This is a genomic window from Rhodobacteraceae bacterium IMCC1335, from assembly GCA_039640495.1.
Lineage (GTDB): Bacteria > Pseudomonadota > Alphaproteobacteria > Rhodobacterales > Rhodobacteraceae > Thalassovivens.
The window spans coordinates 1,654,380-1,671,262 of record CP046864.1 but is presented as its reverse complement, the minus strand read 5'-3'; the positions used below and the strand labels follow the sequence as shown (position 1 = coordinate 1,671,262).

Below are 16,883 nucleotides of genomic sequence, written 5' to 3'. Positions count from 1 at the left end.
ACGTTACATCACAAGGCGGCCAAAGCTTAGACAGATCCTGTTTAGACCACAGCTGCATATTTTATAAACGAAAAGCTATAATGGTATTGATCTTACTCAGGCGTTTGGGCCAGGCGGTTCTGGTTTTATTTATCGTCGCACTGATTTCTTTTCTCATCTTTCGATATGTGGGCAGCCCCGTCGATAACCTGCTGGCGCAAGAAGCGACGGTTCAACAGCGGGCGGATTTAGAAGAAGCTTTGGGCCTGAACGATCCGGTTTATGTGCAATATTTCGGATTTGTCTGGAAGGCCTTGCATTTTGATTTTGGCAATTCTTATCGCGGCGCCCTGCCCGTTGCCGAATTAATTTCAAGCCGGTTACCGGCAACTTTGGAATTGGCTTTCACATCGGCGCTATTAGCTCTGATCTTGGGGGTGGTTACGGGTATTTATACTGCAATCCGGCGCGGAGGGCTGTTTGCAAATGTCATATTGTCTCTGTCGCTTATTGGCGTGTCACTGCCCACATTTTTAATCGGTGTGCTGTTGATATGGGTCTTTGCGGTTGAACTGCAATGGCTGCCCTCATTTGGACGCGGCGAGGTTGTCGAGCTTGGGTGGTGGTCAACCGGATTTCTGACCCTATCGGGGCTGAAATCACTGATCCTGCCCAGCATAACGCTTGGCCTTTACCAATTGACCTTAATCATGCGGCTGACCCGCTCGGAAATGCTGGAGGTTTTACGCCAAGATTATGTGCGGTTTGCCCGCGCGCTTGGGCTGTCTGAGCGCAGCGTTTATTTTAAGCACGCCCTGCCCAATACCTTGATCCCCGTAACCACGATTGCTGGGCTCCAGCTTGGCTCGATCGTAGCATTCGCCATCATCACGGAAACCGTGTTCCAATGGCCGGGCGTAGGGTTGTTATTCATTAACGCGGTTTATTTCGTGGATATCCCGGTGATGAGCGCATATTTACTGCTGGTCGGTGTGCTGTTCGTATTGATCAATCTGGCAGTAGATCTTTTATATCTCGCGATTGATCCGCGCTTGCGCGACTCTCAGCTGAGCGGAGAAGCTTAGCCTATGAAACGTTTCTTTGCTTCTGATTTTTTTTATGATTTCGTGCGCAGCCCTGTTGCACTGGTATCGTTTTTAATCGTTTTGTTTCTGATCCTCTCGGCTGTTTTCGCGGGTGTTATAGCACCAACCAATCCTTTCGACGCCGCCAGCCTAAACCTTATGAACGGGTTCACCCCACCGATGGAGCCAAATCTTTTCACCGGAGATGTGTTTTGGATGGGCACTGACGATCAAGGCCGCGATTTATTTTCTGCAATTCTCTACGGGCTGCGTATCTCGCTTTTCGTGGGGGCAATGGCTGTTGCCCTCGCCACCGTGATGGGCGTCTTGCTCGGCTTGATCGCCGGCTATATTGGGGGCTGGCTGGATAATTTGATCATGCGCTTTGCGGATATCCAAATGACTTTCCCCTCTATTTTAATTGCGATGCTCATCTTTGGGGTGGCGCGTGGAATTTTACCACCAGAATTGCGCGATGAGATGGCCATCACCGTATTGATCGTTTCTATTGGCCTGTCTGAATGGGTTCCATTTGCGCGCACAGTGCGCGGATCAACCCTGGTTGAAAAGGAAAAAGAATATATCGCAGCAGCACGTTTAATAGGCTTGAACCGGTGGCAAATCATGATCAGACATATTTTGCCCAACGTTTTGAACCCCGTTTTGGTGATTGCCACGATCACCTTGGCTTTGGCGATTATCGCCGAAGCCACGCTGTCCTTTTTAGGGGTTGGCGCGCCACGCACAGAGCCAAGCCTTGGCACACTGATCCGCGTTGGCCAAGATTTTCTATTTTCCGGCGAATGGTGGATTTTGTTGTTTCCTGCCAGCACGCTTTTGGCCTTGGCGCTTTCCGTCAACTTATTTGGCGATTGGCTACGCGACAAATTGAATCCGAGGTTAAAATAATGACGCAGCCATTGCTTGAGGTCAAAAATATCAGCGTAGAATTCAAAACCCGGGGCGGTGCTTTAAAAGCAGTCGATGATTTGTCGATTGACGTGCAACCGGGTGAAATATTGGGGCTGGTGGGAGAATCTGGCGCTGGAAAATCAATGATGGGGGCGGCGATTTTAGGCTTGATCGATCCGCCGGGCCGCCTGTCAAAAGGCGAGATTTGGTTTAAGGGCCGACGGATTGATCAAAACCCCGAAACATTGCGCGGATGCGAAATTTCAATGATCTTCCAAGATCCATTGGTCAGCTTGAACCCGTTAAAGAAAATTGGCGATCAATTGGTTGAAACCATCTTGCGGCATAAACAGATGTCGCGGGCGCAGGCAATCGACAGGGCCCGCAAAGGCCTGATTGAAGTAGGGATCGACCCTGAACGGCTGAATGCCTATCCACATACGTTTTCAGGAGGCATGCGCCAACGCGTGGTAATCGCCCTTGCCCTTGCCCCAGAGCCATCTTTGATTATTGCAGATGAACCCACCACCGCTCTTGACGTCTCTGTTCAGGCGCAAATTTTGGAGCTGTTGAAGAAACTATGTCGCGGCCGCGGCACTTCGATTATTTTAATCACGCATGATATGGGCGTAATTTCAGAAACCGCCGATAGGGTTGGCGTGCTCTATGCGGGCCGCCTTGCTGAAATTGGCAGCACGAACCAAGTTTTAAGATCTTCACAACACCCTTATACGCAAGGTTTGGTGGCCTCAACACCCAAGATCGACCCTTCTTCATTTGGGCAAAGCCTCTATCAAATCCCTGGCTCCATGCCCAAATTGGACGCAATTCCAACAGGCTGCGCTTTTCATCCCCGCTGCACACAAGGCATCGAAAAATGTAGCCAGGAACGCCCACCGATGATGAAAAATACCGCGGCGTGCTGGCTGTTGGAAGAAACGAGACAAGGAATATGAGTTTCATAACCGCCAAAAATCTGACTCGCCGTTATGACCTATCAGATCCGTGGATTGTGCGGCAATTAACCTTTCGGCCCAAGCGGTTTCTTACCGCGGTGGATGATGTCAGTTTCAGCGTTGAGAAAGGCACCACCTACGCCTTGGTCGGAGAAAGCGGGTCCGGAAAATCAACGATTGCCAAAATGGCGGTGGGTCTGCTTGCCCCCTCGGCAGGAACCATCACCCTCGACAATCACAATTTAAACGATCGAAACTTAAGCCCACAAAGCCAACAATCGATGCGGCGACGCATTCAAATGGTGTTTCAATCCCCCTATGCCAGCCTAAATCCGCGTTGGCGCGTTGGTGATATTTTGGCAGAACCGATTCAAAGTTTTGATCTTATCCAAGGCGCAAAAAATCAAGCCAAACGCGTGGATGAACTTTTAGAGCAAGTCGGGCTTTCACCAAGCGACGCTAAAAAATATCCACATGAATTTTCCGGTGGGCAAAGACAACGTATTTCAATTGCCCGCGCCCTGTCCTCGCAACCTGAAGTTATTATCTGTGATGAGCCAACCTCTGCATTGGATGTTTCCGTTCAGGCGCAGGTTTTAAACCTTTTTAAATCGCTTCAAAAAGAATTTTCCCTCACTTATTTGTTTATCACGCATGATTTGGCGGTGGTGTCGAGCGTCGCAAACCGCATAGGCGTGTTGAACAAAGGTGCGCTGGTCGAAGAAGCAAGCCCAAAAGATTTATTCACAAATCCGAAACAAGATTATACCCGGATGCTGTTAAATGCCGCCCCAAAAATGCTTTAGCGCGATGCATCTTACAGATTGAAAATTCAAAAAGTCAGATTTCGATGGCGGACCTTGGATTTAAACACCATTGCATTTTTGAAAAAGCCGCAAAGATCGTCTGAAACACCCAAAGCAAGCTAAAAAATGCGCCACGCGGCATACAAATCTTCGCAATAAGGTAAGCGATCAACTTCTCGCTCGGCATAACGTCATTGATAAGCAGCGCAGAGCGCGCGCTGCACAATCCCGAATGACGCGCAAACCAAAACCAGTTTCCCGCAAATTTACCGCAATTCGTAACGGTGCAAGGATCGAAAAGCCCAGCATAATGCTCCGCAACCTAACCGATTTGGCGCAACAACGGACAGGTTTCGGAATTTGAAACGCCCGCCAACTCTCGAATACGAGCCAATATACCATCAAACTCAACCAGATTGATGGTTTCGATCCCTACCACCAAATCCCAAACCCCGCAGGTACGATGCAGCGAAGTGATCTCGGGCATCCGCTGCAAGGCTTTTTGAACCGAATTGGCCGTATTCCCCCGCACTTCAATCATCATAATCGCGCGCACCAAATCATGTGTTTCTGGTGCGTTTAATTCCACCGTAAAGCGCTTAATCACTCGTGTCTGAATCAGGCGCGTTAAACGGCTTTGCACCGTGCCACGCGCTAAGCCCAATACACCCGATAATGTGGTTACCGAGGCCCGCCCATCAATCTTTAACCGAGCAAGTAGTTTTCTATCAACTTCATCTATACTCATCATTTTGATGAAACCTATGAACATTTTTTACAAATTATCGTCTTTTTGGACAATAATTTAGCTTATTGGTCAAGTTAAATGCTGACATCTTCTTCCCATCTTACAATAAATGGATCATCTGATGTCTAAACATTTCACAATTTTAGGCTTGCCGGTTGAGGCGGGAAGCGGCCGTAGCGGATGTTTAATGGGCCCGGATTCTCTTCGAACCGCAGGGCTTTGCGAGGTTATCAGCGACCTCGGAGGAGCGTTAAACGATTTGGGCAACATGGTGCAGCCCTCTTCCATCGTGCCAACGGCAGGGCCTGCACATCTGAGGAAACTTCCCGAGATAGTGGCTTGGACGCAGCATATACAAGCCCTAGCTTTTGATCTTGCCTCCCAGGATAGCTTTCCAATTTTTTTGGGTGGCGATCATTCGATGGCGGCCGGCACGCTTAGCGGGATCGCGCAAGCTGCCGCGCACGCGGACCAACCCCAATTTGTTCTTTGGTTGGATGCCCATCCTGATTTAAACACATTGTCGAGCAGTCTCAGCGGTAACCTTCACGGCACGCCAATGGCCTATGCATTGGGCTTGCACGGTTTCGTAGATATATTTCCACCGCTTATGGCGCCAATTGACCCTGCCAATATCTGTATGATGGGGCTTAGATCGGTGGATGACGCCGAGCATAATGTTATCAATGAATTGGGTTTAGACGTGTATGATATGCAGCGCCTAAAAGCGCTTGGCGTTGTAAAACCCATTGCGGGTTTCCTCGACCGGGTCGCCGCGGCCAAGGGCCGGTTGCATATAAGCCTCGATATTGACTTCTTGGATCCAGAAATCGCGCCAGCTGTTGGAACGACCGTTCCAGGTGGAGCCAGCGGCAGAGAGGCGCATCTGATCATGGATATGATCTGTGAGAGCGGTCTGGCCACCTCGCTCGAGCTATCCGAGCTGAACCCGTACTTGGATGTTGAAGACAAAACAGCCGCGTTGCTCTGCGATCTCGCAGGTTCTCTTTTGGGTCAAAAAACCTTGAAACGCCACAAAAAGGGTGAATGATATGAACGTTTCTTGCCCCTCCCCGCGGGCCATGGTGCCTTTTGTGTCGGTGCATAATATGATGCGTCTGATCCATGAAGTCGGCGTCAATGAAATGATCATTGGCCTTGCTGCTTACATAGAAGAGGATTTCAATCGTTGGCCATTATTTGACAAAACACCACGCGTGGCGGCGTATGCGCGGGATGGCGTTATTGAGCTTATGCCGACATCGGATGGGCAGCAATATGGATTTAAATATGTTAATGGTCATCCGGCCAATATGGCTCGAGGCCTGCAAACCGTAACGGCGTTCGGCGTGTTGGCAAATTTGTCTAACGGCTATCCTGTGTTGATGTCAGAAATGACACTACTGACCGCCTTGCGCACGGCTGCAACAAGCGCGCTTGCCGCGCGCTATTTGGCCCCCAAATCTGCCCGCATAATGGCAATGATTGGCGCTGGGGCGCAATGCGAATTTCAAGCAATCGCTTTTCATGAAATGCTTGGCATAACCAGAATACGCCTCTTTGACATTGATCCGCTTGCCACACAAAAAACCGCGCAGCACCTTGATAAATTGGGATTTAATATCGTGATTTCTGCGAGCCCCGAGCAGGCCGTAACTGGTGCTGATATTATCACCACTTGTACCGCAGACAAACAAAACGCAACGGTTTTGACCGATAATATGGTTGGAGCCGGAATACATATTAACGCGATAGGCGGTGATTGCCCCGGCAAAACAGAACTACATCGCGATATCCTTCTACGCTCTGATGTTTTTGTCGAGTATTTGCCACAAACCCGAATAGAAGGCGAAATTCAAACGCTTACACAGGATCACCCGGCCACTGAACTTTGGCAAGTTATCCGAGGCGATGCAGCGGGCCGCTGATCGGTTGATCAAATCACGTTATTCGACAGCGTTGGCTTTGCCACTGAAGATTTCTCAGCCCTGCGTTATGTTTACGATCAAATCCAAAAAACTGAGTATTACCAAAACTTAGATCTTTTGGCCGACCCAGATGATCCGCGTGACCTTTACGGAATGCTTCAACGCTCTCAAGAGGATGGACGATGCAAAACCTAAGAGCCAAAATCCGCGCGGCAAGTTTCATCAGGGATGAAGAGGCGTTAAAAGATCTGCTGCCGCTTGCGTCCTGCCAAACCGATCGCACCAAAATCGCAAGGCATGCGACGGAGATGGTCACCCAATTACGAAAAAGCGCCCATCCGTCGGTCATGGAATTATTTTTGATGGAATATGGCCTATCATCTGAAGAGGGGGTGGCCTTGATGTGCTTGGCAGAGGCACTTCTTCGCGTGCCTGATGGCACAACCATCGACGCGTTAATCGAAGATAAAATTGCGCCCTCACAATGGCGCAAACATTTGGGGAAAAGCCCGTCAAAACTCATCAATGCTTCATCTTGGGCTTTGTTTTTCACAGGAAAAGTTTTGATGGTCCCGGAACAGGGTATCGTAGGCTTGTTACGCGGGGCGATAAAGCGCTTAGGCGAACCTGTCATCCGGCAGGCAGTGGCCCATCTTATGCGCGAAATGGGGCAACAATTTGTACTTGGAGAAACGATCCAAGACGCGCTCAAACGCGCCCGCAAAGCCAGCGCCAGCACGTTTTATCACAGTTATGATATGTTGGGCGAGGCTGCGATGCATGAGCAGGATGCGAAAGCCTATCATATGGCCTATGCGGATGCGATTGCGCAAATCGCCAAAGCCGCAACCAGCTCAGACCCACGTTTAAACCCCGGTATTTCCATCAAGTTATCCGCCCTTCACCCCAATTATGACCCGCTTCACCGCCAGCAAGTTTTATCCGAATTGGCCCCGCGCCTGCTATCTTTAGCCGTCTTGGCAAAATCGGCAAATATTGGCATGAATATCGATGCAGAAGAGGCCGCTAGGCTGGATCTATCCTTAGACGTGATTGAACGCGTTTTATCAAATCCAAGTTTGGCCGGTTGGGATGGGTTTGGCGTGGTGGTGCAAGCCTATGGAAAGCGCGCCGCCTTTGTTATTGATTGGCTCTATGAACTCTCCAAGCATCTCAATCGACGCATCATGATACGGCTTGTCAAAGGCGCCTATTGGGATAGCGAGATAAAGCTGGCGCAAGCAGAGGGGCTTCCCGGATTTCCCGTTTACAGCGCCAAGCATCACACTGATATAAGTTATATTTGTTGCGCCGCTAAACTGCTCGCTATGTCAGACCGGATCTATCCACAATTTGCCACGCATAATGCGCATACGATCGCTGCGATTTTGCATCTGGCTCAGAAAAAGCAGATGACAGATTTTGAATTTCAACGCTTGCATGGCATGGGAGAAGCCTTGCATCATCAAGTTTCAAAGGCATTTGGTACGCCCTGTCGGGTCTATGCACCTGTCGGGCAACACCGTGATCTTCTGGCCTATCTGGTACGTAGATTGCTTGAAAACGGGGCGAATTCGTCTTTCGTAAATCAAATTTTTGATGCCACTGTTGCATCCAGATTGGTGGCGGCGGATCCGTTTGATAAATTAGGCATGCCCGGCCCTGCCCTGAAACACCCCAAAGATCTCTTTGCCCCAGAGAGACAAAACTCAGCCGGTTATGATCTGGCCAACCCAGACATTCTGGAAAGATTACAAACCGCCAGAACCATGCCAAGAAGATGGTCCTTCGGCCAAGAAGGCGCTATCCAGCAGGTGTATAATCCGGCCACCGGCAAAAGCCTTGGGCAAGTGCGATTTTTATCGCCAGAGCAAGCTCAAGAAAAAATAGATGCTGCGCAGCCTTGGGGGGCAACATCAAACGAACGCGCCAATGTTTTGCGCGGGATCGCTGAACTGTTCGAAAAACATGCAGAAGAGTTTTTTGCTCTTTTAACGCAGGAAGCGGGCAAAACCCTGCCCGACTGCATTGGAGAATTGCGCGAGGCAGTTGACTTTCTGCGCTATTATGCGTGCCAGGCAGAGGCGCTTTCCGATGCAGAGGCCGGCGTTTTCAGCTGCATCAGCCCATGGAATTTTCCATTGGCAATTTTCACCGGGCAGATTGCAGCAGCGTTGGCAGCCGGTAATGCAGTATTGGCGAAACCCGCAGAAAACACCAGTATGATTGCATATTTGGCCACTCAATTGATGTATGAGGCTGGCGTTCCAGCTGCGGCGTTCCACCTAATCGCGGGCGATGGCCCAAGCTTGGGTGCCCGCTTATGCAGTTCGGATAAAATAACAGGTGTTTGTTTCACCGGCTCAACCAAAACCGCTCAAACAATCAATCGCCTTATGGCGCAGCACCTGCCCCCCCATATTCCACTAATTGCGGAAACCGGTGGTTTAAATGCAATGATCGTCGACAGTACGGCGCTGCTTGAACAAGCTGTAAGGGATGTGATCATCAGCGCGTTTCAATCGGCTGGCCAGCGCTGCTCTGCCTTGCGCATGCTTTACGTGCAACAGGATATAGCCGAGGATTTTCAAGATATGTTGTTCGGAGCAATGCGCGCGCTTTGCATTGGGGACCCGGCAGAGGCCGCCTGTGATATTGGCCCGGTTATAGATCAAGCCTCTCAAGAAAAGATCACCCGATATATTCAAGAGCGCCACGTTTTGTTCGCCACAATCGCCCCTGAAACTGGATGTTTTGTCGCGCCAACCGTTTTATCTGTTACCGGAATTCAAGATCTTCCAGAAGAGATATTCGGCCCAGTTTTGCATTTTGCAAGCTTTGACATAAAGGATTTAGACCGTGTGATACGCGATATTAACGGCTGTGGTTTTGGGCTTACCTTCGGATTTCACAGCCGCATTGATGAACGCGTGCAACGCGTCATCTCTCAGATCGATGTTGGAAATCTTTATATCAACCGCAATCAGATCGGCGCGGTTGTCGGCTCTCAACCTTTTGGGGGGCACGGATTAAGCGGCACTGGCCCCAAAGCGGGTGGCCCCCGTTATGTGCCGCGATTTGCAAAACAAACGCTTTTGAAATCGATTCCAACCAAACCACCTAAAATGAACGCAGCACAACTTGCGCGCACCTTTCAACACCAAGAGCAAACCGCTTTTTCAGGGTCAAAGCCCATAAACCTGCCGGGGCCCACCGGCGAATTAAATCAATACCACCTTACACCTCGGCAGCGGGTGCTTTGTTTGGGACCAGGCGCCGAGCAGCTGGCCAAGCGCGCCTTGGCCTTGGGCTGCTGCGCGATTGCAGCGGATATAAGTTCACAGGATCTAAGCGCAGTGCCACAATTAGATGCGGTGGTCTATTCGGGCCCAGATGGGCATCATATCCGCAAAGCTTTAATCACCAGAGACGGAGCAATCGTACCCATTTTGATGGATGAAACCTTTGAGATCTGGCTGATGAAAGAGCGTTCGGTTTGCATTGACACTACAGCTGCAGGAGGAAATACAGCTTTATTGGCAAGCTAGTGCCACACCGGTAAATCTTGCATTTCATGGTAAAAGGCTGAAAAAGAACTAGGATGCCAGCGGCAGAGTACGAGGCACACGCATCCTCCTAAACGCCCGTCTCCAAAGCTTTAGCCCGGTTTGAAACTTGCGGCCTATCAGTCCGCTCTGACCATGCGGTCTAATAAAGCCTAGACTTTAGGGAGCTTTTTTTGGCCTGCTATCTGTTTTTGTACTGCAATCCGGAAAAGGATATTTAGCGCGACATACCAAACACACCCGCCAACGCACTGAGATATTTCAAAAAATACGCCGCCAATGAGGGTTTTTTAATAGCATTTAAAAACCAGAGGACCCCGCTCAAACGGGGCCGTAGATCAAGAATTATGACAGTGTTTGTCGATGAGGCCGCGCAACGCGTTTCAATGACATTGCCCTTGAAGGTGGCACCCAAGCAAGCGTTGCGCATTTTCATCGCACTCTACCGGGAAAACAGTTAAATTGCAGGGTTGAACGCGCAATCTAAGTTCAAAATCTTCCACTGCGGCAAAAGCAATAATTTTTTCCTCAGCCGCAAGACTGCCACACCATTCCGCAAAACACTCAAAAATCAAAGTGATCGGTTCTGAATACGGAATTTCAAATCCACGATGATGAAGCATAAAACCATCAAACTGCCCTTGCGTCGTCAAGGTTTCAAATGTCTGCTGTTTTTCCAAACCGGTTGTTTGAAGGATATAGTTCCTTTTAAGATAACCACGCTATTTTCGCTATAAACACTGTTTAGATAACTTTCGACAACATCAGGCCTAACGCAGCTGAGCGCAACCGCTTGAGTAAAGCTGAAAACGTAAAGAAAAAGCATATAAATAATTTGTTTCATCTCATACCCTTCGATTGCCAAACCACCAAGGCTTAACCATACGCTTTTTCAAAGCCACAAAACAAGAATAGCCGCTTTGCAACGCGTTAACCGCTTTTCAAGTATAGGGCAGAGAAAGGGTTATAATTTTAAACCTCTGAATACGTCGCCCTTTGGATCAAGATTTGGGGGCAAAGCTTGACGGATCAATGGTTGTGGGGCGACCGGGCAAATCCATTTCGCTGCTTAGCGGAGCATTGCGCGCGATAATTTTTCCCCGCCGAACAACCTGCAACCGATGTGCTCGCAATCTAATCGCCTCAATGCTGTCTTTCGCTTGCAACAAGTTGAAATCAGCGAAGCAGCCTTTTGCGATACCATAGTCCTCAAGCCCCATGATTTGCGCTGAGTTTTCAGTGATTGCGGTGAAGCACCAGGCCATATCCTCACGGCTTGATAATTGACCCGCATGCAACCCCACAAACGCCACATCCAGCATATCTGCCCGGCCCAAAGAATACCAAGGGTCCATCACGCAATCCGAACCAAAGCCAACCGTCACCCCCGCATCGCGCAGCTCGCGTACCCGCGTTTGGCCGCGTCGCTTCGGGTAACTGTCATGCCGCCCCTGCAGCATGATATTGATCAAAGGATTAGGAATAACGCCAATGCCAGCCTCAACAATAAGTGGGATAAGCTTGGACACATAGTAGTTATCCATAGAATGCATTGATGTCAGATGCGACCCGGCAACCCGCCCTTGCAGTCCGAGGCGCTGCGTTTCAAAGGCCAAAGTTTCAATATGTCGGCTCATCGGGTCATCGCTTTCATCGCAATGCATATCCACCCTCAAACCGCGCTTTGCGGCAAGCTCGCATAAGACCCGCACCGATTCTGCGCCATCGGCCATCGTCCGTTCAAAATGAGGGATACCACCGACAATATCCACCCCCATATCCAAAGCTCGAATGGTGAGTTCAAGCGCCGCAGGATCGCGCAGCACGCCATCTTGTGGGAAGGCAACCAGCTGCAAATCCAGATAATCTTTTACCTGGTTGCGCACCTCTAAAAGAGCCTGCACACCGGTTAGCTTTGGATCGCAAGTATCCACATGCGAGCGGATTGCGCCAATGCCCATTGAAACCGCCAAATCACAATAGCGCAGCGCGCGCTCAATGATATCATCGATGCTTTGCACCGCCTTCAGCTCTCCCCAAAGTTCAATACCTTCAAGCAATGTGCCCGACATATTCATCCGAGGCGTGCCTAAAGAAAGCGTGGCGTCCATATGAAAATGCGGATCGACAAACGGCGGCGCAAGCAAGCAGCCTTCGGCCTCAATCACCTGCCGAGCCTCGGCTGAAATATCGCGCTCTAACGCCACAATGCGATCGCCTTTGCACCCAATATCCAAGCCGCTGCGCCCATCGGGCAGAACCGCATTCTTTACCAATAAATCAAACATAGCAGCTCCTATCGTTGGCCTTTAAACCAAGGGGTTAACAAGGCCCGTGGATAATCCGCGCTTCTTGCCGCGATCACAAGGGCAATGATCGATAAGACGTATGGAGCCGCCAGAAAAACTTGGCTGGGCACAGACCCGCCAACCTCGGTTTGTAGGCGTACCTGCAAAGCATCAAAAGCTCCAAATAAAATCGCCCCCAAAAGCGCCTTTCCAGGCCGCCAACTGGCGAAAATAACCAATGCGATGCAAATCCAGCCACGGCCATTTACCATGCCAAAAAAGAAGGCATCAAAGGCAGACATCGTTAAAAACGCGCCGCCAAGCGCCATCAAAGCCGATCCGGCCATCACGGCGCCGATGCGCAGCGTATAAACGCTTAATCCTTGCGCATCCACTGAGTTCGGATTGTCACCAACCGCCTTTAAAGCAACACCCAGCGCGGTTTTGTTAAAAATATACCAAACCACGGCAACGCAAAAAAGCGCCAAGAAGGTAAGCGCCGTTTGCTGAAACAAAATCGGGCCGATAAAAGGCAAATCTGACAAAATCGGAATATCCAACGGTCGAAACGGCGTTATGCGCGGCGGCGACGACACGGTAGGAAGCGCCGTGCGGTAAGAAAAATAGCTGACAGAGGTGGCAAAAAGCGTGATTCCCAAGCCCGACACGTGTTGGCTTAGGCCCAGCGGGACCGTTAAAATACCATGCAGCAATCCAAAAAACGCTCCTGCAAGGGCTGCGGCAAGCACCCCGCCCCATAAGCCAGCGCCCAACCAAACCGCCATCCAACCCACCATTGCACCAGCCACGAAAATGCCTTCGATTCCAAGATTCAAAACACCGGATTTTTCGCAAATTAAGGCGCCCAGAACGCCAAAGATAAGCGGTGTTGCGATCCTGATCGAGGCAGACCAAAAGCTTTCGCTGAGCAAAATTTGAAGAATATCCATGATCAAAGCCGTTCCAATTGTCGGCGCACCCGCACAAATTTATAACGCGCGACAAAGCCACCAACCAAAACACAGAGTAAGGCCGTTGCCACAACCAAATCGGCAAGATAAGACGACACGCCCATAGCGCGGCTCATGCTATCGGCCCCCACAAAAACCGAAGCGATAAAAAGCGCCGACACGACCACCCCGCCGGGAGACAACCCCGCAAGCATCGCGACGACAATGCCAGTATAGCCAAAACCTGGGGAAAGATCTGCGGTCAGATAACCTTTAAGGCCGGCTACTTCGCTCACACCCGCCAAGCCTGCCAACGCCCCCGAAATAGCGGCCGCCGTCAACAAGCTTCGATTGACCGGTATGCCCGCATGTCCGGCGGCATTTCTATTTTCACCAACCGCGCGCAGTTTGAACCCCCAAACCGACCGCAACAGCATAAATTGCGCCACGGCCGCGCAGATCAGGGCGATAACAAACCCGTAATGAATGCGCATACGCTCCATCAAAGGCGGCAACATGCCTTGATCCAAGATAGGCGCTGTCTGCGGCCAACCAAGACCCATCGGATCTTTTAGCGGCCCCTCCAACATATATTGAAGAAAAATTAAGATAATAAAATTCAACAGCAATGTGGTGACCACCTCATCTGCCCCAAAGCGAATTTTCAGCGCTGCGGGCACCGCCATGCCAAAGGCACCTGCTGCACAGCCGCATATAATAATCACTGGGATCAACAGCAGCCCTGAAATATCCAGCACCCCAGTGCCAATCGCTGCTGCGGCCAAAGCGCCCAAATAAAGCTGGCCTTCCGCGCCAATATTCCACAGTTTGGCCCGAAAGGCCAAGGCGGCAGCAAGCCCCGTAAATATCAATGGCGTGGCCCGCGTGAGCATTTCGGAAAACGCAAATTTTGAACCAAAAACGCCCATAAACATCTGCGCGTATGAGGCCCCAACAGGGGCGCCTGCAAACATCAACGGAATTGCCGCCAAGAGCAACGCCACGCAGGCAGATAAAACGGGAATGCCCAATTTCATAAAAGATGAAGCGGATTCTCTAGCTTCAATTCTGATCATGCCGCCTGCCCTGCCATCATCAAACCCAATTGCGCACGGTCACGCGTTTTTGCAATGGAAAACGCGCCATCATGAACCACCAAAATGCGATCAGCCAGCTTCAGAATTTCGTCTAAATCTTCGGAAATCAAAACAATGCCGGCGCCGCGCCCGCGGGCCTCAAGAAGCCGCCGCGCCACCTCAGAGGCTGCCCCCATATCCAATCCGCGAGTGGGTTGATTAGCAAGAATAAGCTTGGGGCTGCGATCAAACACCCGCGCCAAAATCAATTTTTGGATATTGCCGCCTGACAACAAGCGTGCCGAAGCCTGCGCCCCTGGCCCTCGCACGTCATATTCTGACAATAGCGTCTCGGCATAATCGCGGATCGCATCGCGCCTCAGCAATCCATTTCGTTGTAAAGTTGGGTCGTCCAACTGCTCTATAACCATATTCTCAGCAACACTCATCGATCCCACAATTCCATCTCGATGGCGATCTTCTGGAATGCGCCCAACGCCGCGCGAAATCATCGCGGCGGGGGTGATGTCCAACAGTGGTTGCTCTTCTATCAAGACCTCTCCGCTCTCGATTGAGAGCATGCCAGAGATCACGCCAGCCAAGGCTGTCTGGCCATTGCCCGAGACGCCCGCGATCCCTAGGATCTCACCAGAGAAAACGGTCAGATCAACATTTTTCAAACTGTCGCGGCGCGCGCGCCCTTGCACTGAAACCCTTTTAAACCGCAGTAAAGCAGGCCCATTTTCTTGCAGTTCGCGAGTGTGGGACAGCGTTTCTGACCCCACCATCATTCGCGCAATTTTCTGCTCATCCGCCTGATCAGTTTGAATTTCTCCTGCATTTTTGCCATGGCGTAAAACGGTTATGCGATGCGAAAATGCCAAAACCTCGCGCAATTTATGCGAAATAAAAATAACCGATAGCCCATCCTGCGCCATGGCCCGAATATTTTCAAACAGCGCATCCGCCTCTTGCGGCGTTAAAACCGCGGTCGGCTCATCCAAAACGAGTATTTTTACATCGCGATAAAGGGCTTTTAAAATTTCAACACGCTGACGTTCGCCAACCGTCAATTTACCCACTGCAACATTTATAGGAGCCGTCAGACCGCTTTGAGCCATAATCGTGCGGATCTTCTTTTCGGCGGCGGCGCGCTTTCTGGGCAATAAGGTCATAGGTTCAGCGCCCAACATAATATTATCAACCGCATCCAAATTTTCGGCCAATGTGAAATGTTGATGCACCATACCAATCCCCGCGGCAATCGCTGCCTGAGGATGCCCAAGCGTCAGCGGTAAAAACCGTTGATTGGCATCAGCCACTTCGATTTGCCCCGCATCCGGCATGTAATGCCCGAACAACATATTCATCAAAGTGGTTTTTCCTGCCCCATTTTCACCCAGCAACGCCAATATCTCTCCGCGGTGCAGATCAAGATCAACATCGCAATTGGCAGCGATGGTTCCAAAGGTTTTGGACAGGCCTTTTAAGGCTAATATTTTATCAGAATACATTTTAAAAAAGGCCGGCCCTCTCTACGGGCCGGCCTGCTCTTTTATCCGTCAGACGCAGGTCGCGCATCGTTCACATTCACACGAAACAGGCCGTCGAGAATGTCTTTTTCGGTGGCTTTCACTGCGGCAGCAACGTCAGCCGGCACCAGTCCCTCATCCAGAACCATAGATCCCCCGCCAAAGGCCATGAAACTATACTGACCATAATCAGCCGCCTCAAAATCATCTGAGGCCACCTTGGCGATGGCTTTGTCTATGGTTGCTTCCATATGCCAAATCGCCGATGCCAAAATCGTTCCAGGATAATCGCCGGACGTGTCAATCACATTCCCAATCGCTTTTACCCCCCGCTCTACGGCCGCATCCGCAACGCCAAAGCGCTCTGCATACATAATATCAGCACCCGCATCCATCATCGCAAAGGCGCTTTCTTTGGCTTTGGGCGGATCGTACCAGCTGTCAATAAAGTTCACGAGGAACTTCACATCAGGGTTCACTGCGCGTGCGCCATCCATGAAGGCATGCATCAAGCGGTTCACCTCAGGAATAGCATAGCCACCCACCATGCCAATCATATTTGATTTGGTCATTGAACCGGCGACCATACCCGTCAAATAAGAGGGTTCATGTATCCAATTGTCAAACACCGAGAAGTTCGGTGCCACGGGGCCGAAAGACGAGCCCATTAAAAACGCGGTTTCCGAATAATCTTTCGCCACTTTGCGCGCGGCCCGCTCAAGGCCAAACACCTCGCCAACAATCAAATCATGTCCTTGTTCGGCATATTCGCGCATCACCCGCTCATAATCCGTATTGGCCACGTTTTCTGAAAACGTATATTCGATGGTTCCGCTTTCGGCGGCAGTGTTTAAAGCCTTATGAATGCGACTTATCCATTGCTGTTCGACGGGCAAAGTATAAATCGCGGCCACCTTAACTTTTTCCGCGGCAACAGTCCCGGCGCTTGCCAGCAATCCCACGGCGAGCGCTGCAGTGGTAAACAACCGCCGCCCCATTTTTTGTGAAATATTCATAAATTTCTCCTTCTGAGGTACTACGCAACCATCACGTTATT

General features: G+C 50.5%; 14 protein-coding genes and 1 pseudogene. 7 read left to right on the top strand and 8 right to left on the bottom strand.

The genetic code is table 11. From position 1 onward, the window contains the following. The first annotated feature begins 80 nt into the window (after nt 1–80). The 4 genes from GN241_07960 to GN241_07945 are packed head-to-tail and all read left to right on the top strand — an operon-like array spanning nt 81 to nt 3,738. Nucleotides 81–1,064 (top strand): ABC transporter permease subunit, encoded by a 984-nt coding sequence (locus GN241_07960; protein XAT57309.1) that lies wholly within the window; start codon nt 81–83, stop codon nt 1,062–1,064. Nucleotides 1,065–1,067: 3 nt separating this feature from the next. After that, complete coding sequence (locus GN241_07955; protein XAT57308.1) at nt 1,068–1,973, top strand: ABC transporter permease subunit; 906 nt, start codon at nt 1,068–1,070, stop codon at nt 1,971–1,973. Next, on the top strand, nt 1,973–2,932 hold the full coding sequence (locus tag GN241_07950) for an ATP-binding cassette domain-containing protein (GenBank protein XAT57307.1): 960 nt from the start codon (nt 1,973–1,975) through the stop codon (nt 2,930–2,932). Before GN241_07955 ends, GN241_07950 begins: the two co-directional genes overlap by 1 nt. After that, nucleotides 2,929–3,738 (top strand): ATP-binding cassette domain-containing protein, encoded by an 810-nt coding sequence (locus GN241_07945; GenBank protein XAT57306.1) that lies wholly within the window; start codon nt 2,929–2,931, stop codon nt 3,736–3,738. The genes GN241_07950 and GN241_07945 overlap by 4 nt, the downstream gene beginning before the upstream one ends. A 322-nt stretch (nt 3,739–4,060) precedes the next feature. Here the strand turns inward: GN241_07945 and GN241_07940 are convergent, their stop codons facing one another. After that, nucleotides 4,061–4,489, bottom strand: coding sequence for an AsnC family transcriptional regulator (locus tag GN241_07940; protein ID XAT57305.1), 429 nt, complete (start codon nt 4,487–4,489; stop codon nt 4,061–4,063). A gap of 118 nt (nt 4,490–4,607) precedes the next feature. On the opposite strand from GN241_07940, the gene rocF reads away from it, so the two are divergent. The 3 genes and pseudogenes from rocF to putA all read left to right on the top strand — a co-directional run bounded on the left by rocF (nt 4,608) and on the right by putA (nt 9,962). Then, a complete protein-coding gene (rocF, locus tag GN241_07935; protein XAT57304.1) occupies nt 4,608–5,537 on the top strand; it encodes an arginase in 930 nt (309 codons plus the stop codon). A gap of 1 nt (nt 5,538) precedes the next feature. Next, nucleotides 5,539–6,609: pseudogene (locus GN241_07930) on the top strand (ornithine cyclodeaminase). Then, nucleotides 6,597–9,962 (top strand): bifunctional proline dehydrogenase/L-glutamate gamma-semialdehyde dehydrogenase PutA, encoded by a 3,366-nt coding sequence (gene putA / locus GN241_07925; protein ID XAT57303.1) that lies wholly within the window; start codon nt 6,597–6,599, stop codon nt 9,960–9,962. The pseudogene GN241_07930 and the gene putA overlap by 13 nt, the downstream one beginning before the upstream one ends. 401 nt (nt 9,963–10,363) lie before the next feature. Here the strand turns inward: putA and GN241_07920 are convergent, their stop codons facing one another. The 7 genes from GN241_07920 to GN241_07890 all read right to left on the bottom strand — a co-directional run bounded on the left by GN241_07920 (nt 10,364) and on the right by GN241_07890 (nt 16,842). Beyond that, nucleotides 10,364–10,603, bottom strand: coding sequence for a hypothetical protein (locus GN241_07920; GenBank protein XAT57302.1), 240 nt, complete (start codon nt 10,601–10,603; stop codon nt 10,364–10,366). Nucleotides 10,604–10,629: 26 nt separating this feature from the next. Then, nucleotides 10,630–10,824 (bottom strand): hypothetical protein, encoded by a 195-nt coding sequence (locus GN241_07915; GenBank protein XAT57301.1) that lies wholly within the window; start codon nt 10,822–10,824, stop codon nt 10,630–10,632. Nucleotides 10,825–10,981: 157 nt separating this feature from the next. Beyond that, nucleotides 10,982–12,268 carry an amidohydrolase family protein gene (locus GN241_07910; GenBank protein ID XAT57300.1) on the bottom strand — a complete coding sequence of 429 codons (1,287 nt, stop codon included), beginning with the start codon at nt 12,266–12,268 and terminating at the stop codon, nt 10,982–10,984. Nucleotides 12,269–12,276: 8 nt separating this feature from the next. Continuing rightward, nucleotides 12,277–13,218, bottom strand: coding sequence for an ABC transporter permease (locus GN241_07905; GenBank protein ID XAT57299.1), 942 nt, complete (start codon nt 13,216–13,218; stop codon nt 12,277–12,279). A gap of 2 nt (nt 13,219–13,220) precedes the next feature. Next, the gene (locus tag GN241_07900; protein XAT57298.1) at nt 13,221–14,294 is read right to left on the bottom strand and encodes an ABC transporter permease; all 1,074 of its coding nucleotides are present in this window, start codon (nt 14,292–14,294) and stop codon (nt 13,221–13,223) included. Beyond that, entirely contained in the window at nt 14,291–15,808 is a 1,518-nt protein-coding gene (locus tag GN241_07895) for an ATP-binding cassette domain-containing protein (GenBank protein XAT57297.1), read from the bottom strand. The genes GN241_07900 and GN241_07895 overlap by 4 nt, the downstream gene beginning before the upstream one ends. A 41-nt stretch (nt 15,809–15,849) precedes the next feature. Further along, entirely contained in the window at nt 15,850–16,842 is a 993-nt protein-coding gene (locus GN241_07890; GenBank protein ID XAT57296.1) for a BMP family ABC transporter substrate-binding protein, read from the bottom strand. Nucleotides 16,843–16,883 lie beyond the last annotated feature (41 nt).